Source organism: Gordonia sp. HS-NH1 (assembly GCF_001418765.1).
Taxonomy (GTDB): domain Bacteria; phylum Actinomycetota; class Actinomycetes; order Mycobacteriales; family Mycobacteriaceae; genus Gordonia.
Genome location: NZ_LIYC01000026.1, coordinates 1 through 22,965, shown reverse-complemented (window position 1 = coordinate 22,965; position 22,965 = coordinate 1). Strand labels below are relative to the sequence as shown.

22 protein-coding genes are annotated in these 22,965 nt (G+C 67.4%); 13 read left to right on the top strand and 9 right to left on the bottom strand.

Annotated features, from left to right (window positions below; genetic code table 11):
- Positions 1 to 63: 63 nt before the first annotated feature.
- Positions 64 to 1,017, bottom strand: a complete 954-nt coding sequence (locus AMD30_RS16670) for an oxygenase MpaB family protein (protein ID WP_055476394.1) — start codon at positions 1,015 to 1,017, stop codon at positions 64 to 66.
- Between the two features lie 81 nt (positions 1,018 to 1,098).
- Between AMD30_RS16670 and AMD30_RS16665 the strand changes: the two genes are divergently transcribed.
- From AMD30_RS16665 to AMD30_RS16645, 5 genes are all read left to right on the top strand, one after another.
- The gene (locus AMD30_RS16665; RefSeq protein WP_010843116.1) at positions 1,099 to 1,800 is read left to right on the top strand and encodes a TetR/AcrR family transcriptional regulator; all 702 of its coding nucleotides are present in this window, start codon (positions 1,099 to 1,101) and stop codon (positions 1,798 to 1,800) included.
- A 28-nt stretch (positions 1,801 to 1,828) separates the two neighbouring features.
- Positions 1,829 to 2,476, top strand: coding sequence for a TetR/AcrR family transcriptional regulator (locus AMD30_RS16660; protein WP_010843115.1), 648 nt, complete (start codon positions 1,829 to 1,831; stop codon positions 2,474 to 2,476).
- A gap of 165 nt (positions 2,477 to 2,641) precedes the next feature.
- Positions 2,642 to 3,874: an acyl-CoA dehydrogenase family protein gene (locus AMD30_RS16655; RefSeq protein WP_035717556.1), complete on the top strand. Its 1,233-nt coding sequence runs from the start codon at positions 2,642 to 2,644 to the stop codon at positions 3,872 to 3,874.
- Complete coding sequence (locus AMD30_RS16650) at positions 3,871 to 4,887, top strand: phosphotransferase family protein (protein WP_035717555.1); 1,017 nt, start codon at positions 3,871 to 3,873, stop codon at positions 4,885 to 4,887. The genes AMD30_RS16655 and AMD30_RS16650 overlap by 4 nt, the downstream gene beginning before the upstream one ends.
- A 60-nt stretch (positions 4,888 to 4,947) precedes the next feature.
- The gene (locus AMD30_RS16645) at positions 4,948 to 5,694 is read left to right on the top strand and encodes an SDR family NAD(P)-dependent oxidoreductase (RefSeq protein WP_010843112.1); all 747 of its coding nucleotides are present in this window, start codon (positions 4,948 to 4,950) and stop codon (positions 5,692 to 5,694) included.
- A 27-nt stretch (positions 5,695 to 5,721) separates the two neighbouring features.
- Here the strand turns inward: AMD30_RS16645 and AMD30_RS16640 are convergent, their stop codons facing one another.
- Complete coding sequence (locus AMD30_RS16640) at positions 5,722 to 6,432, bottom strand: histidine phosphatase family protein (protein ID WP_010843111.1); 711 nt, start codon at positions 6,430 to 6,432, stop codon at positions 5,722 to 5,724.
- Positions 6,433 to 6,516: 84 nt separating this feature from the next.
- On the opposite strand from AMD30_RS16640, the gene AMD30_RS16635 reads away from it, so the two are divergent.
- Positions 6,517 to 6,933, top strand: coding sequence for a VOC family protein (locus AMD30_RS16635; RefSeq protein ID WP_010843110.1), 417 nt, complete (start codon positions 6,517 to 6,519; stop codon positions 6,931 to 6,933).
- Positions 6,934 to 6,959: 26 nt separating this feature from the next.
- Here the strand turns inward: AMD30_RS16635 and AMD30_RS16630 are convergent, their stop codons facing one another.
- On the bottom strand, positions 6,960 to 8,036 hold the full coding sequence (locus tag AMD30_RS16630; protein ID WP_035717553.1) for a sigma-70 family RNA polymerase sigma factor: 1,077 nt from the start codon (positions 8,034 to 8,036) through the stop codon (positions 6,960 to 6,962).
- A 678-nt stretch (positions 8,037 to 8,714) separates the two neighbouring features.
- Between AMD30_RS16630 and AMD30_RS16625 the strand changes: the two genes are divergently transcribed.
- Complete coding sequence (locus AMD30_RS16625; RefSeq protein WP_035717576.1) at positions 8,715 to 9,878, top strand: ROK family transcriptional regulator; 1,164 nt, start codon at positions 8,715 to 8,717, stop codon at positions 9,876 to 9,878.
- Between the two features lie 36 nt (positions 9,879 to 9,914).
- On the opposite strand, the gene AMD30_RS16620 is transcribed toward AMD30_RS16625, so the two are convergent.
- Together AMD30_RS16620 and AMD30_RS16615 are read right to left on the bottom strand one after the other, a co-directional pair.
- Complete coding sequence (locus AMD30_RS16620) at positions 9,915 to 10,760, bottom strand: ABC transporter permease (RefSeq protein ID WP_055476393.1); 846 nt, start codon at positions 10,758 to 10,760, stop codon at positions 9,915 to 9,917.
- On the bottom strand, positions 10,760 to 11,794 hold the full coding sequence (locus AMD30_RS16615) for an ATP-binding cassette domain-containing protein (RefSeq protein WP_010843106.1): 1,035 nt from the start codon (positions 11,792 to 11,794) through the stop codon (positions 10,760 to 10,762). Before AMD30_RS16615 ends, AMD30_RS16620 begins: the two co-directional genes overlap by 1 nt.
- Before the next feature lie 281 nt (positions 11,795 to 12,075).
- Between AMD30_RS16615 and AMD30_RS16610 the strand changes: the two genes are divergently transcribed.
- The 4 genes from AMD30_RS16610 to AMD30_RS16595 are packed head-to-tail and all read left to right on the top strand — an operon-like array spanning position 12,076 to position 15,156.
- A complete protein-coding gene (locus AMD30_RS16610; RefSeq protein WP_055476392.1) occupies positions 12,076 to 12,477 on the top strand; it encodes a TOBE domain-containing protein in 402 nt (133 codons plus the stop codon).
- The gene (gene modA / locus AMD30_RS16605; RefSeq protein ID WP_055476391.1) at positions 12,474 to 13,244 is read left to right on the top strand and encodes a molybdate ABC transporter substrate-binding protein; all 771 of its coding nucleotides are present in this window, start codon (positions 12,474 to 12,476) and stop codon (positions 13,242 to 13,244) included. The genes AMD30_RS16610 and modA overlap by 4 nt, the downstream gene beginning before the upstream one ends.
- 53 nt (positions 13,245 to 13,297) lie before the next feature.
- Positions 13,298 to 14,065, top strand: coding sequence for an ABC transporter permease (locus tag AMD30_RS16600; protein ID WP_055476429.1), 768 nt, complete (start codon positions 13,298 to 13,300; stop codon positions 14,063 to 14,065).
- A complete protein-coding gene (locus AMD30_RS16595; RefSeq protein ID WP_055476390.1) occupies positions 14,062 to 15,156 on the top strand; it encodes a sulfate/molybdate ABC transporter ATP-binding protein in 1,095 nt (364 codons plus the stop codon). The genes AMD30_RS16600 and AMD30_RS16595 overlap by 4 nt, the downstream gene beginning before the upstream one ends.
- Positions 15,157 to 15,166: 10 nt before the next feature.
- Here the strand turns inward: AMD30_RS16595 and AMD30_RS16590 are convergent, their stop codons facing one another.
- From AMD30_RS16590 to AMD30_RS16580, 3 genes are all read right to left on the bottom strand, one after another.
- A complete protein-coding gene (locus AMD30_RS16590; RefSeq protein WP_055476389.1) occupies positions 15,167 to 16,090 on the bottom strand; it encodes an adenylate/guanylate cyclase domain-containing protein in 924 nt (307 codons plus the stop codon).
- Between the two features lie 92 nt (positions 16,091 to 16,182).
- Positions 16,183 to 16,815 (bottom strand): TetR/AcrR family transcriptional regulator, encoded by a 633-nt coding sequence (locus AMD30_RS16585; RefSeq protein ID WP_055476388.1) that lies wholly within the window; start codon positions 16,813 to 16,815, stop codon positions 16,183 to 16,185.
- Positions 16,816 to 16,900: 85 nt separating this feature from the next.
- Complete coding sequence (locus AMD30_RS16580) at positions 16,901 to 18,073, bottom strand: TetR/AcrR family transcriptional regulator (protein WP_055476428.1); 1,173 nt, start codon at positions 18,071 to 18,073, stop codon at positions 16,901 to 16,903.
- A 129-nt stretch (positions 18,074 to 18,202) separates the two neighbouring features.
- On the opposite strand from AMD30_RS16580, the gene AMD30_RS16575 reads away from it, so the two are divergent.
- Positions 18,203 to 19,414, top strand: coding sequence for an acetyl-CoA C-acetyltransferase (locus AMD30_RS16575; protein ID WP_004018964.1), 1,212 nt, complete (start codon positions 18,203 to 18,205; stop codon positions 19,412 to 19,414).
- Between the two features lie 46 nt (positions 19,415 to 19,460).
- Positions 19,461 to 21,662 (top strand): 3-hydroxyacyl-CoA dehydrogenase NAD-binding domain-containing protein, encoded by a 2,202-nt coding sequence (locus AMD30_RS16570; protein ID WP_055476387.1) that lies wholly within the window; start codon positions 19,461 to 19,463, stop codon positions 21,660 to 21,662.
- Between the two features lie 154 nt (positions 21,663 to 21,816).
- Here the strand turns inward: AMD30_RS16570 and AMD30_RS16565 are convergent, their stop codons facing one another.
- Complete coding sequence (locus tag AMD30_RS16565) at positions 21,817 to 22,491, bottom strand: slipin family protein (RefSeq protein ID WP_055476386.1); 675 nt, start codon at positions 22,489 to 22,491, stop codon at positions 21,817 to 21,819.
- Positions 22,492 to 22,965: the final 474 nt, after the last annotated feature.

Below are 22,965 nucleotides of genomic sequence, written 5' to 3'. Positions count from 1 at the left end.
CAAGCGACGAGCCTCCTGCCGCTCCCTGAGGTGCGAGGAGCGCAAGCGACGAGCCTCGAAGGGTCAGACCAGCGGGCGACCGGTACGCATGCGCCACCGCACGTCGGCGAGCAGGACGTTGAACGGGAAGGCGCGTACCGGCCGCGGGGCCCGCGTGACGATCGCCCGCAGGACCGCGTTGTGCTTGTCGAAGTAGAACTCCTGCCACGGCGAGAGCTGGACGCGCATCTTGCGGCGGAAGTTCTCGGGCAGGAAGCCGATGGCCATGATCTCGAAATGCCAGCCGAACAGCCGGGAGATCACGGGCCCGAGGAACTCCGCGCGGGCGATCGACATCAGGTACTCACGGATGGTGTCGTCGATCTCGAGGGTCTCGACCGTGTCGTTCCAGTAGGTCTCGAAGTCCTCGCGCGTGGCGGGCCACATCTCGCGGGGGACCTGGAGTGTCGTGCCGAGGACCGCGCCGGCCTGGTAGCGCTCGTCGGTCACCTCGGTGATCCCGCCGAAGATGCGATGGACGTCCTCGGTGCCGCGGTAGAGACAGGCCGCGACCCACAGCTGCAGCTTAGGGTCGAAGGCGTTGTACTTCACCGGGCTGTCGGCGGTCGAACGGACCTGCGCGTGAGCCTTGCCGACCGCCTTGCGATAGGCCTTGCGGTCCTTGGCGCTTCCGAGCCCGGCGACGGCGAGGTAGCTAAGCGTGGTGCGGCCGCGCTTCATCGGGTGTTTGAACAGGTTCCCCGAGTCCACGCGGCTCTCGTACACGCCATAGCCGACCGCGGGGAGACTGAGCTGCATGATCACGTTCGCGGCGCCGGCGAGCACGCCGATGCCGAGCGGGTCGAGATGGCTGGTGGGGAGAGCGTCGAGCTCCGCTCGGGACATCCGGGCGGTGGAGGGGAGGAACTCGGTGTCCGGTCGCTCCGCGGCGAGGAACTCCTCGACCTCGACGGTCACGTCCGTTGACGCCTGTGGTGACAGGGCCGAACTTCCACTGGTGATAGGCTCCGTTGCCATCGAGCACCCCTCCCGAATCTGGAAACGTCTGTTTCCCGTTTTATGACACACCTAACTTACCGGGGTGTCAAGATAGGAATCATGGGACGAGCACCATCGACTCCGGACAGCCGATCCGCTGCGGCGTCGGACTCGACCGGAACGCTGCGGGCCTACGGCGGCGAAGGCGGCGACACCCGGGTCGCGCGGCGTCGGTCGGCGCTGATCGACGCCGGTCTCGATCTGCTCGGGGCCGATGACGTCGGGGCGGTGACGGTGCGCGGCGTATGCCGGCGTGCCGGACTCACCGCCCGCTATTTCTACGAGAGCTTCGAGTCGGCCGATCAGCTCGTCGGCGTCATGTACGACGAGGTCATCGAGGAGATCGCGCAGGCCAGTCTCGCCGCGTTCTCCGAGGGTGCGAGCATGCGAGCGAAGGTCGCCGGCGCGGTGACGGCGATCGTCGACGTCATCGACGCGGACCGCCGCAAGGGCCGGCTGCTCTTCTCGCAGGCATTGCTGAGCCCCGTCATCGCCGCCAAGCGGATGGAGTCGACCGCGCTGTTCGCGGGCCTCACCCTGCAGAGCACATCGGCCATCCTCGACGTCCACGTGGGGCCCGCGGCGGCGGTCGGCGTCGCGCACTATCAGGTCGGCGGACTCAGCCGGCTGCTCGCGGCGTGGCTCGAGGGTGATGTCGACCTGGACAAGGCCGAGGTGGTGGATCTGAGCATCTCGTTGCTGGTCTCACCCGCAGAGATGCTGGAGAAGAGTCTGTCGCGCCGCACCGGCGATGCGGAGTAGTTCTGCGCGGCGGGATATGTTTGATGCCATGAGTGGCGGACCCGGCGAAGCAGACATCCGTCCGGCAACGCAACAACTGGACGGCTGGCGCGACTACGGCGAGCCCGAACTCCCGGTTCCGTTGGCGGCGGCGCTGGCCGCTTTCGCCGAGCAGGGTTACCACGGCACCTCGGTTCGGGAGATCGCCGCGCGCGCCAATCTGTCGGTGCCGGGCCTCTACCACCACTACCCGTCGAAGCAGTCGTTGCTGCAGGGTCTGCTCGAGCGGACCATGACCGATCTGCTGGCGCGCTCGGAAGCCGCGATCCTCGAGGCCGGACCCGAACCGATCCGGCAGTTCGACGCCGTCGTCGAGTCGCTCCTCCGATTCCACATGTATCGACGGGAACAGGCGTTCGTCGGTTCCACCGAGATCCGCAGCCTCGACGACACCTACCGGCCCACCTACATCGGGCATCGGGACCGGCAGCAGCGGATGGTCGACGAGATCGTGTTCGCCGGCGTCGAGGCGGGCGAATTCACCACCGAGTACCCGAAAGACGCGGCGCGGGCCGTGGCCACCATGTGCGTCGGGGTGTCCACCTGGTTCAAGCTCGACGGCCTGCTGGGCCCGGATGAGCTCATCGCGCGCAATCTGCAGCTGGCCCGCGCGCTGGTCGGCTACCGGGTGGACTGAGGGCCTGGGCCGACTCCATCGTCGGTTGAGCTTGACCAGGCGGGTGTGGCCTGGCAAGGTATGGGACGCCGAGCGAGCGATCGGTCGGCGATCGGGGAACTCACCAGCGCCGAGAGCGAAGCGAGCGGGCTGAACCGATACCGGCCCATGCGTTAAGGAGTCACCATGCCCATAGATCTTCGTCACGACGACGATGTGCTCGATGTGGTCGCGAAGACCGAGACCTTTGTCCGCGACTACGTCCTGCCGATCGAGGACGAGGCGGTGGGCGACATCACGGCCGCTGGTGGTGACGACATCCGCCGCGAGATGAATGCGAAGGCCAAGGAGGCCGGGATCTTCGGACCCCACGCACCGGTCGAGTTCGGCGGACTGGGTCTCAACATGTGCGACCGCGCTCCGGTGTTCGAGGCGGCGGGCTACTCGACGTTCGGTCCGATCGCGCTGCACATCGGCGCTCCCGACGAGGGTAACGTGCACATGCTCGCGCACATCGCGAGCGAGGAGCAGCGGCAGAAGTACCTCGCTCCACTCGCCGCGGGTGATGTCCGTTCGGCCTTCGCGATGACCGAACCCGCACCCGGTGCCGGCTCGGATCCCAGCGCGCTGCGCACGGAGGCCGTTCGGGTCGACGGTGGCTGGAAGATCAACGGCGACAAGCATTTCATCACCGGAGCCGACGGTGCCGGGTTCCTCATCATCATGGCGCGGACCTCGGGAGCGCCCGGCGACCGCGGCGGGGCCACGATGTTCCTCGCGCCCGCCGACACCCCCGGGTTGTCCGTCGGTCGTCACATCAACACCATCGACAAGGCGATGATCGGTGGTCACTGTGAGGTGACCTTCACCGATGTATTCGTTCCCGACGAGGACATCCTCGGCGAGGTGAACGAGGGCTACCGCTACGCGCAGGTCCGGCTCGGACCCGCCCGCATGACCCATGTGATGCGATGGCTCGGTTCGGCAAAGCGCTGCCAGGACGTCGCCGTCGACTATGTCTCGCGCCGTGAGGGATTCGGCGGACGTCTCGGAGACCTGGGCATGATCCAGCAGCTCGTCGCCGACAACGAGATCGACCTGGCGGCCACTCGCGCGTTGCTGCTGAAGGCCTGTCACGAGCTCGATCTCGGCAACCACGCCTCCGACGAGACGTCCATCGCCAAGACCTTTGCCGCCGAGGCATATTCGCGGATCGCCGACCGCAGCATCCAGATGTGCGGAGGCCTCGGCGTGTCCGCCGATCTGCCGCTGGCCCGCCTGTCGCAGGAACTCCGGCCGTTCCGTATCTACGACGGCCCGTCCGAGGTCCACCGGTGGGCGATCGCTCGTCGCGCCGTCGGGCGCGCGAAGAAGGCCCAGCAGGCGCTCGAGGCCAAGGCTTCGGCGGGTGCCCGATGACCGCCGTGGATGCCGCGCTGGACCGGGACCGCCTGCGCCGGTTGCTGATCGACAACGGTGTCGAACCCGCCGGTGAACTCTCGATAGATCTCATCAGCGGCGGCAAGTCCAATCTCACCTACACCGTCACCGACGGGGTCACCACCTGGGTGGCGCGCCGGCCGCCGACCGGTGGACTCACCCCGTCCGCTCACGACATGGGCCGCGAGTGGGCGGTCACCAGCGCGCTGCAGTCGACGTCGGTCCCGGTCGCGCGGACCGTCGCCTTCGATGCCGACGGTTCGACCATCGGCGCACCGTGCACCGTCGTGGAATTCGTGGACGGTCGTGTCGTCCGGACCGCCGCCGATCTGGACGCGTACTCCGATGACGAGGTCGCACGCAATCTCGACGCCCTCGTGCAGACCCTCGCCGACCTGCACGCCGTGGATTATCGCGAGGTCGGACTCGGCGAATTCGGTCGCCCGGCCGGCTTCGCCGCGCGTCAGGTGAAACTGTGGGCGCGACAGTGGGGGCACGTGAAGACGCGCGAGCTACCCGATGTCGAGCGGCTCGTCGACGCGCTGGCCGCACGCGTCCCGGAGCAGGCCCGAGAGTCGGTGGTGCACGGTGACTTCCGTGTCGACAACACCATCATCGACGCCGACGATCCGGCGCGGATCGCCGCGGTCGTCGACTGGGAGATGTCCACACTCGGTGACCCGCTGACCGACGTCGCACTGATGTGTGTGTACCGCACCGGCGCCTTCGATCAGGTCCTCGGATTCTCCGCGGCCTGGACCAGTGATCGGTACGCATCGGTCGACGAGATCGCGCAGAAGTACTCCATCGCAACGGGTTCCGATCTCGGTGACTGGGACTTCTATCTCGGGCTGGCCAACCTGAAACTGGGCGTGATCGCCGAGGGGATCACCTACCGCGCGCTCTCGGGCGCGTCGTCGGGCGACGGTGCCGAGAAGGCGGCCGAGGCGACGGCGACGTTCATCGCCGAGGGATTGCGCCACATCGGCTGATCGAAGCCGTGATGTCAGAACACATCGCGCGGGTTTGCGCGCAGTCGAGGGAGTAATCGCATGAGTGAGACGAGCAAGAACCGGTCCGCGTTGGTGACCGGCGCGTCACGGGGGATCGGTGCGGCCATCGCCGACCGGTTCGCCGCCGACGGTTGGGACCTCACCATCAGCGCCCGCGGGCGAGAGGCGCTGGAGAAGAAGGCCGCCGAGCTTCTCGAGCGGGGTGCCGGGCGGGTGGAGGTCGTGCCCGCGGACATGACCGATGCCGATGCGATCAGCGCGCTCGGTACCGCACATGCGGAGGCGTTCGGACGGTTCGACGCGTTGATCATCAACGCCGGCATGGGCTCGAAGGGCATGATCGCCGACCTCCCGGTGAAGCGCTTCGACCGCCTCTACCAGGTCAACGTTCGTGCCCCTTATGTTCTGCTGCAGTCGGCGTTGCCGGCACTGCGCGCGACCGCAGAGGCGCATGGATCAGCGAAAGTGATTGCCGTGGCGTCGATCACGGGTGTGTACCCGGAGTCGGAGCTGTCCGCCTACGGTGCCACCAAGGCGGCACTCATCTCGCTGTGCGAGACCTTCAACCTCGAAGAATCGCGCGGCGGGGTCAGCGCCACGACGATCGCACCCGGGTACGTCAACACCGACATGACCGACTGGCTCAAGGATCGCATTCCCGCCGACGAGATGATCACGGCCGACGACATCGCGGTGGTCGCTCACTCGATCACACAACTGTCGCGGTTCGCGGTGCTCCCGAACGTCGTCATCACCCGGCCGGGGGAGAACCTGCACCGGGCGTAGGATTCTGGCTCTGCTCTCGTACCTGCCTCAGCGGAAGGTGGCGATTCCACCTTCGCGGTCCGACAGGTGACCGTGCTCGTTGAACGAGACCACCGAGACGCCGCTCCGGCCGACGATGAGCTTGCTGATCGAAGCGTTGACCATGGTGCGGGCCATCGCGGGCCAGGTGTCGTCCGGGATGCCCCACAACTGGGCGATCCACTGGGTGATGGTGCCGGCCGAGGAGACGACGAGCACGGTCTGACCCGAGCCGGCGAGTTCGGTCGCGCGGGCGGCCGCGTCGGAGACGCGTGCCTTGAACTGGGGGTAACTCTCGGCCGGGCCGCCGTCGAGGCCGGGGGCCGCGTCATGCTCGCCGGCCGCGATCCAGGCCGCGAGTCCCTTGTCGAGTTGTTCCTGATAGCTGCGGCCGTCGCGGTACATCTCCGGCGTCGCCTCGCCGACGAGCGCGGGCAACGAGTACTCGTTCCAGCCCGGGTCGACGTGGGGGCGGGGCCGGTCGGTGGCGAACGCTCCGAGCACTCCGTCCAGCGTCTGCTGCTGACGGGGCAGGTCGCCACTGGCGGCGGCGGTGAAGGTGTCGACCTGCCCGGCGAGGAAGCCCCCGGACAGGGCGGCCTGCGTCGCCCCGGCGGTGGTGAGACCGCCGGGCCCGTTGCTCAGGTCGTCAGTGGCGTCGGCGATGCCGTAGGCCAATGCGTTCGCCTGACCATGACGAACCAGATAGATCACACCCATGCCTGCACCCTATGTCGGCTTCGATGAGTTCGGGGCGCCGGGCCGGTCAGTACCACTGACCCCCGACATGTCTGGAGTGCGCCCGTGACGCCGATGCTGTTCGTCAACCTGCCCGTTGTGGACGTCGCGCGGTCGCGTCGGTTCTTCGGCACGCTCGGGTTCCGTTTCGATGAGATCTTCTGCGACGCCGGCAGTGCCTGCATGATGATCAACGACTCCGCGATGGTCGTGCTCATGCAGCACCGACGATTCGCGGGATACGCGGCCGGAACGGTCGCCGATCCGTCGCGGGGTCGCGAATCATTGCTCGCGATCTCCGCGAGCAGCCGCGCACACGCGGACCGACTCGCCGACGCCGCGCTCGGGTGCGGCGGCAGTGAACTCCGCGCGGCGGAGGATCTGGGATTCATGTACTGCCGCAGCTTCTGCGACCCGGATGGTCATGCCTGGGAGATCGTCTGGATGGACCCGTCGCAGATCCCGCAGACCCCCGACGACTGACCGCGGGACCAGAGAAGAGCGGGGGATCAGTGCCAGGGACTCGCCGCGGAGCGCGCCGGTGCGTCGTACGGGGTCGCCGGAAGCCCGAAGCGTGCGAACTCCGCCTCCAGGTCGTCGCTGAAGAAGGCGACGACATGGCTGACCTTCCCGGCCGTTGCGTCGATCTCGAGCACCTGTAGCTGGAACGGTCGGTGGACACCGTCGGGTTCGCGCATGTACAGCCCGTACGCAGGCTGTCCGTTTGCGGTGGTCGGCAGCATGATCTGATCGCCCGGCTTCTCGGCCGGGCAATTGTGGCGGATGAGGGTTCCGATGTTCTCGGCGCCCTGGTACCAACCGGTGAACGGCGGCATCTCCCAGATGGCTTTGTCGGTGAACAACTCGACCATGGCGTCGACGTCGTAGCGTTCGAAGGCCGACACGTAGCGGGCCAGCAGCTCACGTTTCGCGTCGTCGTCGAGCGTCGTCGCGGCTGTCTCGCCGACCGAGTCCTGTTGCGGCCGAGCGTTCTTGACCTGCTCGCGGGCCCGCTGCAGAAGACTGTTCACAGTGGCGGTGGTGACACCGATGGTGTCGGCGACCTCGGCGGCGCGCCACTGCAGCACGTCGCGCAGGATGAGGACCGCGCGCTGCCTCTCGGGCAGATGCTGCAGAGCGGCGATGAATGCCAGCCGAACCGATTCGCGGGCGCCGACCACGTATGCGGGGTCCGCGTCGTCGCCGGGCGCGATCTCGTCGGCGGTGCCGGAATACGGTTCGAGCCAGGGCACCTCGTGGTTCTGCAACAGGTCATCGGTCGGGTCGAAGGCGTCGCCGCCGAGACCGGAGGGGAGGGGTCTGCGCTGGGAACTCTGCAGCGCCGTCAGACAGGTGTTGGTCGCGATCTTGTGCAGCCAGGTACGCACGGATGCCCGGTGGTCGAACTTCCCGTAGCCACGCCATGCCCGCAGGAAGGTCTCCTGGGCGAGATCCTCGGCGTCGTGGTGGGACCCCGTCATCCGGTAGCAGTGCGCGATGATCTCGCGGCGGAAAGGCTCGCTGACGTCGAGGAACTCGGCGTCGGTCACGGCGCTGGACTCAGCCGCTGGGCTCGTTGTGGTCATGCTCACAATCTACCGGGGTGCACCGACAGCCTCGACTCGAGTGGCCAAGCCGACCACGGTCCGCTTCGCCCTCGGTCCGCAGGTCGGGACGCCGGCCGCCGGGCGAGTTCGGATCAGGGTGAGTGCAACCCCTGTCTGCGGGTGGCCGCGAGCCTATTCTCGCCGGTGGACGCGTGTGCCGCCGGTCCCCGACGCCGTCGAACGGGGGCCACACGGGCTTGCCGGTGCGGGGTCGCGTTGCTAGCTTGATCCGCATGACAAGTGCCGACCACAAGCTCACGGAGGTCACCTATGTGACCACCGCGCTGGGCTGTCGTCTGCCGCTTGCACGCGTTCTCTGTTGTTGTCGTCGAATGCGCTGACCGACCCCCGCCGAGTCAATCTCCTCCCCGGGGCGTCGTTTCTCGAGTCTCTTCTCAGAGCACCAGCTTCCGGCTTCCGCCCCGCGATCCGCGGGGTCTTTCGACGAGGACGATCATGACCACCACACTGCCCGAACTCTCCACCCGTACCCTGCGCAACGCCCCCGCCTCTCCTGTCCGGCGTCAACCGGTCACCCGCACGGTGCGTCGTGCTCCGCAGGGCGTTCGCCAGCCCGTACCGTTGACTTCCGTACCGTCGACTCGGACCCCGGGTCCGGTCGTCGACCGTCGCGGACCAGTGAAGGGGGACCAGCGGGTGCACGTCGCAACGCCGCGTCTGGAGTTGTCGACCAAACCCGCGGCACTCGTCCTGAGGGCTGCCCGACTGTCGGGACCGCTGTTCCGCGACGACGCGGCCGAGCGCACCGGGCTCAGCATCTCCACGGTCAACCGCCAGGTCAGCGCGCTGCTGAAGGCGGGACTGATCCGTGAGCGGGCCGACCTCGCGCCCTCGGGCGCCATCGGACGTCCGCGGCTGCCGTTCGAGGTCAACATCTCCGAGTTCCTGACCCTCGGCATCCACATCGGTTACAAGGTCACCGCGATCACCACGCACGACCTGCTGCATCGCGTCGTGGGCGCCATCCAGATCCCGACTCCGCACGCGGACACACCGGAAGAAGCGCTCACCGCGATCGGTGTCAGCGCACGGCGTTTCGCCGAGCGGTGGACGGGCCGGCGGGTGCTGTGGGTGGGCGTCGCGCTCGGTGGGCGCGTGACCGACGGCGGTGTCGTCGACCATCCCCGGCTCGGCTGGGAGGGTGCGCCGGTCGGCCGGACGATCGCCGAGGCCGTCGGACTGCCGGTGTCGGTGGCATCCCACGTCGAGGCCATGGCGGCCGCCGAACTCGTGCTCAACCCCGACGACCAGCAGTCGAGCTTCCTCTACTTCTACGCGCGCGAGATGCTCGGCATCGCGTTCAGTGTCGGCGGGACGGTGCACACGCCGACCGCGGGCCCGCCGGTGATCGGGCACTTCCCGACGGGTTCGACCACTCTTCTGGACCCGAACCGGACCGGTCGCCTCGAACCCGCGGTGAGCGACACCGGCGTCGTGGAAGCGGCTCGGGCGCTTGGCCTCTCGGTGACCGATGTCGAGGATGTCCATGCTCTCGCCCGCAGCGGTGACGTGACGGCCCGCCGTCTGCTCGAAGAGCGGGCGGAGGTGCTCGGACGCACGGTCGGGCTCATCGCCGACATCTTCAATCCGGACCACATCATCCTGGGCGGTCAGGCCTTCACCGACTATGCGGCCGGCCTGCCCACGGTGGCTCGCGCCGTGCGGGACACCTCGATCGTGCCCAAACGCGATGTGCGCGTCTCCCATTCGGGTGCAACCGTGCAGCAGCAGGCAGCGGGCGCCGTCTCACTCGACGCCATATACAGCGACCCGCTGCAGGCGATCACATTGACTGCCTGAGCGGGTCGCGTCGACGAACCTCGGTCGGGTGGTGGTCTAGTCCGAGGTTCGCTTGTTGTAGGCGCGCAGCGCGAACGGGGCGAAGACGAGCGTCAGCGCGACCGTCCAGATCAAGGTGGCGAGGACCGGATACTGCATGGGCAGAGCCGCATCCGATCCGAAAGCCGGTCCGTTGCCCCACAGCACACGCAACGCCTGCACCAGAGACGACATCGGATTCCATTCGGCGATCGTCTGCAGCCAGGTGGGCATCGGTTCGGTCGGGACGAACGCGTTGGACAGGAACGTGATCGGGAACAGGACCGAGAACATGAAGCCGTTGACGGCCTCGACCGTCCGCAGCCACGAACCGATCAGGATGCCGAACCAGATCATCGCGAAGCCGAAGAGCAGGAGCAGCGCGAAGGCGAGGACCGCCTCACCGAACGAACCCCGGATCCGCCAGCCGATGGCCAGGCCGGTCACCGCCATCACGACGATGCCGATCGAACTGTGGAGCAGACTGGCGATACTGCGTCCGATCAACACCGACGACCGCTGGATGGGCAGCGACCGGAATCGGTCGATGATGCCTTTCTCGAGATCGGCCGTGATGCCGGTGGAGACGATGAACGCGGTGAACACGATCGTCTGGCCCATGATGCCCGGGAGCAGGAACTCCTTGTAGGAGGCCGAGTCGGTCTGGATCGACGCGCCGAACACGTACGCGAACAGCAGCACGAACATGATCGGCTGAATGGTGACGTCGGAGAGCATCTCCGGCATCCGCTTGGTGTGGATCATGTTCCGCTTGACCATGATCCAGGCCTGTTGCCAGATCGTGGTCGGGTGGACCCGCGGCTTGTCCGCGACCACCGCGTGGGTGTGTGCCGTGGTGGTCATCAGGAACGCTCCTCGTCGGTGGTGTTGTCGGTGTCCTCGGCATTGCTGGACTCCTCGGCGCGGTGGCCGGTGAGGGAGAGGAAGACGTCGTCGAGGCTCGGACGGGAGAGCCCGAAGTCGTCGACGGCGATGCCGCTCTCGTCGAACCAGGCGGCGACCCGCGGAAGGTCGCCCAGGCCGCCGGCGGCGGTCGTCAGCCGGCGGGCCGCCACGTCGACGAACACCTCCGCACCGTTCTTGCGGAGCAGGGCCTCCGCGGCGGGCAGGTCGGCTGCGTGCGAGACGGTCAGCACCAGGCTGGCCGAACCGGCCTGTTCCTTGAGCTGCAGTGAGGTGCCGTGCGCGATGATCCTGCCCTTGTCGATGACGACGATGTCGTCGGCGAGCTGGTCGGCCTCCTCGAGATACTGCGTGGTGAGCAGCAACGTGGTCCCGTCGGCGACGAGCTCGCGCAGGACCTCCCAGAGTTCGGAACGGCTGCGCGGGTCGAGGCCGGTGGTCGGCTCATCGAGGAACAGCACCGGGGGCGTGGCCAGCAGACTGACCGCGAGGTCGAGTCGGCGACGCATGCCGCCGGAGTACGACTTGACCTGTTTGTCACCGGCCTCGGCGAGGGAGAACTGTTCGAGGAGTTCTTCCGATCGGCGAGTCAGGGTCTTGCGTCCGATGCCGTAGAGGCCACCGATCATTCGCAGGTTCTCGCGGCCGGTCAGGATCTCGTCGACCGTGGCCGCCTGTCCGGTGAGGCCCATGTTCTGGCGGACCATCCCGGGTTGCTCGCGGACGTCGTAGCCGGCGATGCGCGCGGTTCCGCTCGTGGGTGGTGAGAGGGTGGTCATCATGCGGACGGTGGTGGTCTTGCCCGCGCCGTTGGGGCCGAGCAGTCCGAGTACCGAGCCCCGCGGCACGGTGAAACTGACGCCGTCGACCGCGGTGAAATCGCCGAAGCGTTTCACGAGGTCGATGGCCTCGATGGCGACGTCGGACGTCGCGACTTCTCCCGGCGCGGTGGCGGGAACTGTGATTGAGCTCATGATTCTCCACGGTATCTATGGGGTGTGACAGCCGCGACTGAATTTCGTGGCGTCCGGGTGACGTCGGGGAACAATTCAGGGCACCTTCGGGGTGTGGTGATCTTCTTCGAGAGGTCAGACCGTCCGCCCGCAGCGAATTCATCGGTTCTTCGACGACGAATCCGACGGCCGGATCGCATTCGAGCGTAGAACCTCAAGTTCACTTGAGGTCAGCACTTCCAGAGTCCGATGATGCGGAGATACTGAGCGTTTATCGCCGCGTATGCGGGTAGGGTGTCGCGGTGACTGCTATTCGAATCAAAGACGCCGCCGTGCTGCTCGGCGTCAGTGACGACACGGTTCGGCGGTGGGTCGCCACCGGCGTCCTCGAACCCTCCGATGACGGACCGGTCGCCTCCGTCGACGGGGCACGACTCGCCGCCCTCGCCCGCGAGCGTGCGGTGGCACCGGACGACGGCGCGTCGGTGGGGCGTTCGGCGCGCAATCGGTTCACCGGTCTCGTCACCGACGTCCGCACGGATGCGGTCATGGCTCAGGTGACCCTGCAGTGCGGGCCCTTCGAGGTGACGTCGCTGATGAGTGCGGACGCGGTCCGTGAACTCGACCTGCGACCGGGCGTCGTGGCCACTGCCGTCGTCAAGGCGACGACCGTGATCGTCGAGACCAACCGGGAGAACGGATGAGGAGGTGTGCCGTCGCGGTCGCGGTTGCTGCCACCTGTCTGCTGCTCACGGCTGGGTGTTCCGCCTCCGGCGGCGTGGGTGCCGGCTCCGGCGACTCCGCTGCAACGACTCTCGACGTCTCGGCCGCGGCGTCGCTGAAGAAGACGTTCACCGCGATCGCCGACGAGTTCGAGGAGCAGCACGACGGTGTCACGGTGCGGCTGTCGTTCGACGGCTCGTCGACCCTGGCCAACCAGATCCGGCAAGGTGCGCCCGCCGACGTGTTCGCCAGTGCCGACGAGAAGAACATGGACAAACTCGGTGACCTCGCCATCGCCCCCGAGGTCTTCGCCACGAACACACTCGTGATCGTCACGGCGCCCGGCAATCCCCGCGGCATCAGATCCTTCGCCGATCTGAACAAACCCGACGTGACGACCGTCGTCTGCCAGTCGGCCCAGCCGTGCGGGGCGGCAACCGAGACCGTCGAACGCAACACCGGGATCACCGTCGACGCCGCCTCGGAGGAACAGTCGGTGAGTGCCGTGCTGACGAAGGTGACGACCGGGCAGGCGGACGCGGGCGTGGTGTACGTGACCGATGCGCGCGGCGCCGGTGACAAGGTGGCCACCGTGACCGACCCCGCCTTCGCGGCAGTGGTCAACTCGTATCCGATCGCGACTCTCACCGGCGCCGGGGACGTCGAACTCGGCACGCGGTTCGTCGAGCTCGTCCTGGGCGTGGACGGTCAGCGCATTCTGCGCGATGACGGTTTCGGCGCGCCGTGACCGTCCGTTCGTCGCTCCGGTCACGACGAGACCCCGCGGGTCTGCCCGGTTGGATGTACGGTCCGGCACTGATCGGCGTCGGGCTGATCGTCCTGCCTCCTGTGGCGCTGGTCCTCCGGGCGCCGTGGGGCACCTTCGTCGAGCAGATCTCGTCGTCCTCGTCGCTCGATGCGTTGCGACTGTCGCTGATCACCGCCACGTGCAGCACCGTCATCTGCCTGGTGGTCGGGGTGCCGATGGCGCTGATCTTCGCGCGACACGACGGTCCGCTCATCCGGGTGCTCCGCGCGCTCGTGCTGCTGCCCTTGGTGTTACCGCCGGTGGTCGGCGGGCTCGCACTGCTGTACACCTTCGGCCGGCTCGGGATCGTCGGCGGCCATCTGCACGCGGCCGGTGTCGACATCGCCTTCACGACAACGGCGGTCGTGCTCGCGCAGAGCTTCGTGGCGCTGCCGTTCCTCGTGATCAGCGTGGAAGGTGCGGTGCGTGTCGTCGGCACGCGATATGAGGAGGTCGCCGCGACCCTGGGTGCCGGCCCGACCCGCACGCTGTGGCGGGTGACGCTGCCGTTGGTCATGCCCTCGCTCGTCGCGGGCCTGGTGCTCTCTTTCGCGCGGGCGCTGGGGGAGTTCGGTGCGACGATCACGTTCGCCGGGAACGCGCCCGGGGTGACCCAGACCGCGCCGCTGGCGATCTACGTGTCGGCCATCGACGACCCGCAGGCGGCGATCCCGTTGTCGCTCATCCTCGTCGCCGTGTCGCTGGTCGTCGTCGTGGGAGTGCACAGTCGCCGGCGTCGTGGTTGGGCGGGTGCGGTGTGAACGACGATCTGCTGGTGTCCATCGACAACGCGGTGCCGTTCCTGCAGATCGCGCATCGGTTCGCCGCCGGTGGCACGACTGCCGTCGTCGGGCCCAACGGTGCCGGCAAATCGACGATGCTGCGAACGATCTCCGGATTGCTGCGTCCGGACGAGCCCAGTCGGATCATGCTCGGCGAGACAGTGTTCCGTGATCGTCGACGATCGGTGCCGCCGCATCGTCGCGGGGTCGCACTGCTCTCGCAGGACGCGCGTCTGTTCCCGCACCTGACCGTTGCGGAGAACGTCGCCTTCGCGCCGTCGGCGCAGCGGTTGTCGAGGGAGGAGGTCGGTGCGCGTGTGGATCGATGGCTCGGTGCCGCCGAGGTCGCCGATCTGGCCGACCGTGAACCACACCAGCTCTCCGGCGGACAGGCCCAGCGGGTCGCGATCGCCCGTGCGCTCGCCGCAGAGCCGCGAATCCTGTTGTTGGACGAACCCTTCCGCGCCTTGGACGTCGACGTCGCGAGCCGGTTGCGGACCTTGTTGCGGAACCTGCTGGCCGACCGGGGTCGGATCACCGTGATGGTGACCCACGATCCGGTGGACGCTCTCGGGCTCGCCGACGAGATCATCGTCCTCGACTCCGGTCGCATCGTCGAAACCGGCGCCACACGTGACGTTCTCACCCGTCCGTCCAGTCGGTTCGCGGCGTCGCTGTCAGGCCTCAATCTCTTCGTCGGCAGCATGGCCGGTCCCGACACCGTCGTCGACGCCGACGGCCACCGAGTGGTCGGCTCGGTGGGGGACGGTCCTGCGGATGTGCCCGCTCCCGGCGCACCCGTCGCGGCCACGTTCTCGCCGCGGGCTGTCGCGGTCTACCTCGACGCCCCGCACGGCAGTCCACGCACCGTCCTGCCCGCGACGGTCCGAGACGTCGTGCCCCGCGGGGATCACGCCGTCATCAGTACCGACGTCGGCGGCCAGATCGTCGCCGCCGAGGTCACCTGGGCGGCGATAGCGGACCTCGGTCTCGCCGCCGGTCTCGCCGTGCACCTCGTCATCAAGGCGAGCGAGGTGCGGATCAGCGCGGTCGGTCCGGGCTCGAGTTGATGGCGGTGGGTCAGTCGTTGAGCGGGCCGTCGCGGTGCGGCTCGAGAACGCGTGCCTTGAGGTGCTTGTATCCGCGAACACGGAGCGTCGGAATCGATTTGAGGAAGAATCGGTCGTCGTCTCGCAGTGCATCGGCGATCGTGTCGTCGACGAGGGTGGTTCCCGGCCTTGCCGAACTGGTGAGACGGGAGGCGATGTTGACCGGTTCCCCGAAGACGTCGCCGAGTCGGGTGAGCACCGCGCCGCGTGCCATGCCCAGACGTAGCGGAGGGAGGTTGTCGTGGTCGGACAACTGATGGATCACGAGGGCGGCGCTTGCTGCCGCCCCCGCATCGTCGAAGGTGAACATCACGGCATCACCGAGCGTTTTCACCACGCGGCCACCGTGATCGACGACCACATCGAAGGTGTCGTCCTCGAACGAGCCGAGGAGGGTTTCCAGGTCGTTCAGGTCGATACGACGGGAAAGGCTTGTGTAACCGACGATGTCGGCGAAACCGACGATGAGGTCGATCTCCTCGTCGGCGGAGTGGTCGGCGTGCCGCTCGATGGCCTGGGCCATGTGCCGACGCCAGATGAGCTGCTGGATCTGACCGAGGGCGACGCTCATCTGCTCCATGTCCCACGGGACAGCCGGATCGTCGGCGATGTCGCGGAGAAGGTCGGCCTGCCACTCGGCCAACCGCGCCATGGTCTGGCCGATGGCCCGTGCCATCGCGATCTGCGTGGTCTCCGGCATCGCCGACGACGAGCTGGCGAAGACCTTCAGAGCTGTGACGTCGCGGTCGGAGAAGACCTTGTCCGACGAGGGGCGTCGGACGAATCCGAAGGCATTCCAGGCTTTCTCGGCGAACTCCGGTGACAATCCGAGTTCGGCGACCAATTCGTCGCGTGTGTGACGAGGTTGATCCCGATCAACCGACTCTTCGTGCATTCGACTTGCGTCCCCTCACCGGCGTCGGCTCAGCATACCGGCATCCGGACGTGGTCGGTGCCACTCAGAGAAGCGCAACGGGCGGCGACATGTCAGGGTGACGGCGCGGTCACCATCCGGAGTGCCGTGTCGGACACGGGGCGGATGAGGTCGTCGAGTGTCAGCGCGCCGCCGGGGCGATACCAACGCCACACGCTCGCGAGGGCACCGAGTAGGAGACGGGAATGGACACCTGGGTCTCCTTGCACGAAGTACCCCTCGTCCATTCCGCGTCGGAGCAGTTCGGTCCACTCGTTCTCGATCTCGGCGACCAGTTCTCGCGATCGGAGGCGCTCGGCCTCCTCCTTGTCCGACTGGCGCGGCGCGCTCAGGATGTGCATGTGACTCTGCAGAATTCGACGTTGTAAAGCGTCAGTCGGTCCACCGCGGAGGTGGGCATCGATCGCCGAGCGGGCGGCCTCGGCGGGATTCGGTATCCCGGTGACACCCGTGTGGAAACGCTCGAGCGAGTCGGTGAGCTCGAGGCGCATGATCGTCAGCAGACAGTGTGCCTTGGACTCGAAGTAGTGGTACAGCGCCGTCTGGCCTATGCCGACCTCGCTTGCGACAGAAGCCCACTTGGTGGTCTCGTAGCCGTCGCGTCCGAATCGTTCGATCGCGACGGTGAGGATTCGCGTGCGCTTGGAACGGGGGCCGTCCTCGTGTACTTCTGCAACCACCGGCACGTCTCCCCTCGTTTCGACGGAGGATATACGTCGACCGAGCTGAGTTCGAGTGCCCCTTCGCTGCACAGTCCCCGGTCTGCGCGGATCAGAGCGCGAGTACGCCTTTCATGAGATAGGCCATTCGGGCGGCGAACTGCGGACTGTCCGAGCCGCGCCGCATGCGCACGGCGTCGTTGACGATCGAGAGCGCGGCGTGCACGGCGACCGCGCCCTGATCGCGCTTGATCTCCGGGTCGACCTGCATGAGCAGATCCACCCAGCGCGCCACGTAGCGTCGCTGGACATCGACGAGGTCGGTGGCGCTGGCCTGGCCGGCGAGTGCGGGGGAGTTGTTGAAGCTCACCGACAGATCCGGAGTGCTGGTGATGGTCTCGACGTAGGAATCGACCAGACCGGCAAGGAGTTTCGCGGGATCAGAGGTCGCGCCGTACACGGCCATCACCCCGGCCTCCAGTCGTGCCCCGCTGCGCTGACCGATGGCGACGAGGATGGCGAGCTTCGACGGGAAGTGTTTGTAGACACTGGGGCCGGCGATGCCGACGGCGCCGCCGATCTCGTCGACGCCGACGTCGGTGTACCCGCGGTCGGCGAAGAGCTCGGCCGCCGCGTCGAGGATCTCGTCGCGACGCGAGCCCGGCACCGAGGTGACCGTCGGCGAGGTCGCGAACGGTGGAGCCGCAGCGGGGCTCAGGGCGAGGATCCGACGGATGAGCTTCTCGATCTCGTCACGCGCACGCGCCCCGGACATGCGCGTGTGGTGCACGGTGAGGCTGCCGCTGACGCTCAGGATCGCCCACGCCAGCTGCACGGCCTCGCGCTCGGAAAGATCCGTGCGCCGGGCGGCGAGCGCGGTCGCCCAGTGACCGATCACCTCGCGGGTGCGGATCGCCACCTGCTTGTTCTGCTCGGTGGTCAGGTAGTTGCTGGTCCACCGCCACAGCGACGCCGCCTGCGGGCGCTGCACGGCCAGGTCGCAGACCGTCGAGATCAGCGAGCTCGTGTCCCCGCTGCCGGTGAGGGCCCGATCCGTACAGGACTCGAGGTCGTCGACGCCGGCCAGGACCGCGGCGGCGAGCAGGGACTGCTTGTCATCGAAGTGCCGATACACCGACGGCGCGGTGACGCCTGCCGAGCGCGCGATGTCGGCGAGCGACACCTGCGCGTACCCACGCTGCAGGAAGAGCGCGGCCGCGGAGTCGACGAGTTGTCGCTTGCGGTCGGCGCCCCGGGTGCGAGAGGTGGGTTTGCGGTCAGGCATGGTGAACAGACCATAGCGCACATTCGACAGAACACCAGACCTCTTGACCACCGGGTATAGCCAAATAAGTTATTCCGCGTTAGCCTCGGTGGGTAACCAACCAGTGGTTCGTGTGAAAGGAACACTTTCGTGCCTGATCAAGCATTCATCTACGAGGCGATCCGTACGCCTCGTGGCAAGCAGCGCGGCGGCTCGCTGCACAGCGTGAAGCCGGTCGACCTGGTCTCCGGTCTCATCAACGAGGTCCTGTCGCGTCACGGCGGCCTCGATCCGGCAGACGTCAACGACGTCATCCTCGGTGTCGTCTCCCCGGTCGGCGAGCAGGGTGCGGTCATCTCGCGCACCGCCGCCCTCAACAGCGGCCTCCCGGAGACCGTCCCCGGCACCCAGATCAACCGCTTCTGCGCCTCCGGCCTGGAAGCCACCAACCTCGCCGCGGCCAAGGTCGCGTCCGGCTTCGACGACCTGGTTCTCGCCGGTGGCGTCGAGTCGATGTCGCGCGTCCCGATGGGCAGCGACGGCGGTGCACTCTTCACCGACCCGGCCACCGCATACGACCACTACATCGTCCCGCAGGGCATCGGTGCCGACCTGATCGCCACCATCGAGGGCTTCTCGCGCGAGGACGTCGACGCCTACGCCGCCGAGTCGCAGGCTCGCGCCGAAAAGGCATGGAACAGCGGCTACTTCACCAAGTCCGTGGTTCCGGTCAAGGACATCAACGGCGTCACGATCCTCGATCACGACGAGCACCGTCGCCCGGGTTCGACCGTCGAGAGCCTCGGCAAGCTGAAGGCCGCCTTCGCCGCCCTCGCCGACATGGCCGGCTTCGACGACGTCGCCCTGCAGAAGTACCCGAGCGTCGAGAAGATCAACCACGTCCACACCGGTGGCAACAGCTCCGGCATCGTCGACGGTTCGGGCCTCGTGCTCATCGGCAGCGAAGAGGCAGGCAAGCGCAACGGCCTCACCCCGCGTGCCCGCGTCGTCTCCTTCGCCGAGATCGGCAGCGAGCCCACCATCATGCTCACCGGCCCCACCCCGGCCACCGAGCTGGCCCTGAAGAAGGCCGGCCTGACCGTCGACGACATCGACGTGTTCGAGCTGAACGAGGCCTTCGCCTCGGTCGTCATGAAGTGGATGAAGGATCTGAAGATCCCGCACGAGAAGGTCAACGTGAACGGCGGCGCGATCGCCATGGGTCACCCGCTCGGTGCCACCGGCGCCATGATCTACGGCACCTGCCTCGACGAGCTCGAGCGCACCGGCGGCCGCTACGGCCTGATCACCCTCTGTATCGGTGGCGGCATGGGCGTCGCGACCATCATCGAGCGTCTCTGACTCTCCCGGCCCTGCCACTTCACGAGAAAGAACTCTGCGAATCACCATGAGTGACAACATGATCAACTGGGAGAAAGACGCCGACGGCGTCGTCATCCTGACCATGGACGACCCCAACCAGGGCGCCAACACGATGAACGCGCTCTATCAGGAGTCGATGGCGGCGACGGTCGATCGCCTGGAGGCCGAGAAGGACGACATCACCGGTGTCGTGCTCACCTCGGCGAAGAAGACCTTCTTCGCCGGCGGCGACCTCAAGGACATGACCAGCGATCGCAGCGGTGTCTCCAAGGAGGAGCTCGCCACGCAGATCACCGAGTCGACCAACGGCATGAAGAAGGTGCTGCGTCGTCTCGAGACCCTGGGCAAGCCGGTCGTCGCCGCCATCAACGGTGCCGCCCTCGGCGGTGGCCTGGAGATCGCGCTGCACACCCACTACCGCATCGCCGCGGACGTCAAGGGTGTCCAGATCGGTCTGCCCGAGGCCACCCTCGGCCTGCTGCCCGGTGGCGGTGGCGTCGTCCGTACCGTCCGTTTGCTCGGTATCCAGAACGCCCTCATGGGTGTCCTGCTCCAGGGTCAGCGCTTCAACCCGACCAAGGCCAAGGAGACCGGCCTGGTCAACGAGGTCGTCGGCTCCATCGAGGAACTGATCCCCGCCGCCAAGGCATGGATCAAGGAGAACCCCGAGGCCCAGCAGCCGTTCGACGTCAAGGGCTACAAGATCCCGGGCGGTGCCCCCACCAACCCGGCGTTCGCCGCCAACCTCCCGGCCCTGCCGGCGCTGCTGCGCAAGCAGATCAAGGGCGCCAACATGCCGGCTCCGCGTGCCATCCTGGCCGCTGCCGTCGAGGGCGCGTACGTCGACGTCGACACCGCCGACATCATCGAGACCCGCTACTTCGTCTCGCTGGTCACCGGCCAGGTCGCGCAGAACATGATCAAGGCGTTCTTCTTCGACCTGCAGCACATCAACGGCGGCGGCTCGCGCCCCGAGGGTTACGACAAGTTCACCGCCAAGAAGGTCGGCGTCATCGGCGCCGGAATGATGGGCGCGGCAATCGCTTACGTGTCGGCGAAGGCCGGCATCGAGGTGGTCCTCAAGGACATCGACCTCGATGCTGCCAAGCGCGGTAAGGGCTACTCGGAGAAGCTCGAGGAGAAGGCTCTCGCCAAGGGCAAGACCACGCAGGAGAAGAGCGACGCTCTGCTCGCCCGCATCCACCCGACCGTCGACGCCGCCGACTTCAAGGGCGTCGACCTCGTCATCGAGGCCGCCTTCGAGTCGGTCGAGGTCAAGCACAAGGTGTTCCAGGAGATCGAGGACATCGTCGAGCCCGACGCCGTCCTGGGCTCCAACACCTCGACCCTGCCGATCACCATCCTCGCCGAGGGCGTGAAGCGGTCCGAGGACTTCATCGGAATCCACTTCTTCTCGCCGGTCGACAAGATGCCGCTGGTGGAGATCATCAAGGGTGAGAAGACCTCGGATGCGGTGCTGGCCAAGGTCATCGACTACACGCTGCAGATCCGCAAGACGCCGATCGTGGTCAACGACAGCCGCGGCTTCTTCACCAGCCGTGTCATCGGCACCTTCATCAACGAGGCCGTCGCCGCCGTCGGCGAGGGCGTCGAACCGGCGTTCATCGAGCATGCGGGCACCCAGGCCGGTTACCCGGCCGCGCCGCTGCAGCTCATGGACGAGCTGACCCTGACCCTGCCGCAGAAGATCCGCAAGGAGACCGAGGCAGCGCTCAAGGCCGAGGGCAAGGAAGTTCCGCAGCACGGCTCGAACGCCGTCGTCGACTGGATGGTCGAGAACGGCCGCACCGCCCGCAAGGACGGCAAGGGCTTCTACGACTACGACGAGAACGGCAAGCGCACTCAGCTCTGGCCGGGCCTGCGCGACCACTTCAAGTCGGGCACCACGGAGATCCCGCTCGAGGACATGAAGGAGCGCATGCTCTTCGCCGAGGCCCTCGAGACCGTCAAGTGCTTCGACGAAGGTGTCCTGACCTCCGTGCCGGACGCCAACATCGGTTCGATCTTCGGTATCGGCTTCCCCGCGTGGACCGGTGGTGTCATCCAGTACATCAACGGTTACGAGGGTGGCGTGCCCGGCTTCGTCGCGCGTGCCAAGGACCTCGCCGGCAAGTACGGCAAGCACTTCGAGCCGCCCGCCTCGCTGGTCGAGAAGGCCGAGCAGGGTGTCACCAAGCTGACCGACGAGAACCTCGCTGCGAAGTAGGGTTTTCGCCGGGTGACCGGCAGACAACAAGGGCCCCGGCCGGATTCGTTCCGGCCGGGGCTCCTGTCTGCGCTCACCGATTCCGTTCTCGCGTCGCGGTTTCCGTCCCGCTTATCGGATCCGAAAAGCGGGACGGAAATGCGACCGCGGGAACTCAGTCGTCCGACGGGACCTCGGCACCGCCGACGCTGAGGACGACGCGCGCGCCGTAGGGCACCGCCTCGACGAGGCGCAGCTGCGCCAGCGCCGGGTGGGCGTCGAGCAACCGGCCGGCGTTTGCCAGCGCGCGCAGGGCGGCGGTCTCCGCCCGAGCCGCCTCCAGCTTTGCCAGACCGCGGGTCTTGGCGGTGATCACATCGAGGGCCGCGCTGCGTACCTCGGCCGGGATGATGACGTCGCGGATGACGACCTCGAGCACTTCCATGCCCACGGCGCCTGCGGCCTCGGCCGCCGAGGCGCGGATCGGTGCGACGTCGACGGTGTCGCCGCGGCGGATGAGGTCGTCCGCGGCCACGCCGGCACAGAACTCACGCAACGCGATCTGAGCGGTCAGGTACACCGTGCCGATCGGGTCGGAGGACCGCTCGACGAAGGCGACGGCGTCGATCACGCGGGCGCGCAACGTCATCGAGATCCGGACCGCCATGGAGTCGGCGGTGAGCACCTCCTGCGGTGCGACCTGGACCAGGCGCTCGCGCATGTCGACGCTCAGCGTCGCGTCGGGCTTGCGCACACGATGACGACCGGTGGGGAGCGTCTGGACCTCGGCGCCCCGGTAGGCCAGCACGGTGTGGCCCGGTGGGACGGTCATTCGATTGTGGAACAGCATGGCGATCCTCCTTTCCGTTGCGTCGCAATGCTTGTCGGGGCGGGTGAGTTCGGATGGCGACACCGCTCGCGGGCGGGCCGGTCGGTGGGGAACGACGCGGAGCCGCGAACGACCCGGACGACGCCCGCAGAACCAACCGGGCCCGTGCTCCCGGGAGCGGTGCCGCGTCAGGACTCGAACCTGCTCGGGTGGTATCCCTTGCCATCTGAAGGCGGACGAGGATTCCGACGCGCAGAAACACATCGCGGTACCCCGCTCCGGCCTGCTGGTCCTCGTGCCGATCGGGAACTATGCCAGCGTCGAGCGCTGCGGCGCAACGGATTATCGGTTGCGGGTGGGCGGACCCTTCGAGGCTCGTCGCTTGCGCTCCTCGCACCTCAGGGGGCAGGGGGTTCGGCGCTATCGCTCCTCGCACCTCAGGGTGCAGAGGGCTCGGCGCTATCGCTCCTCGCGCCTCAGCCTGGATCCGTGGAT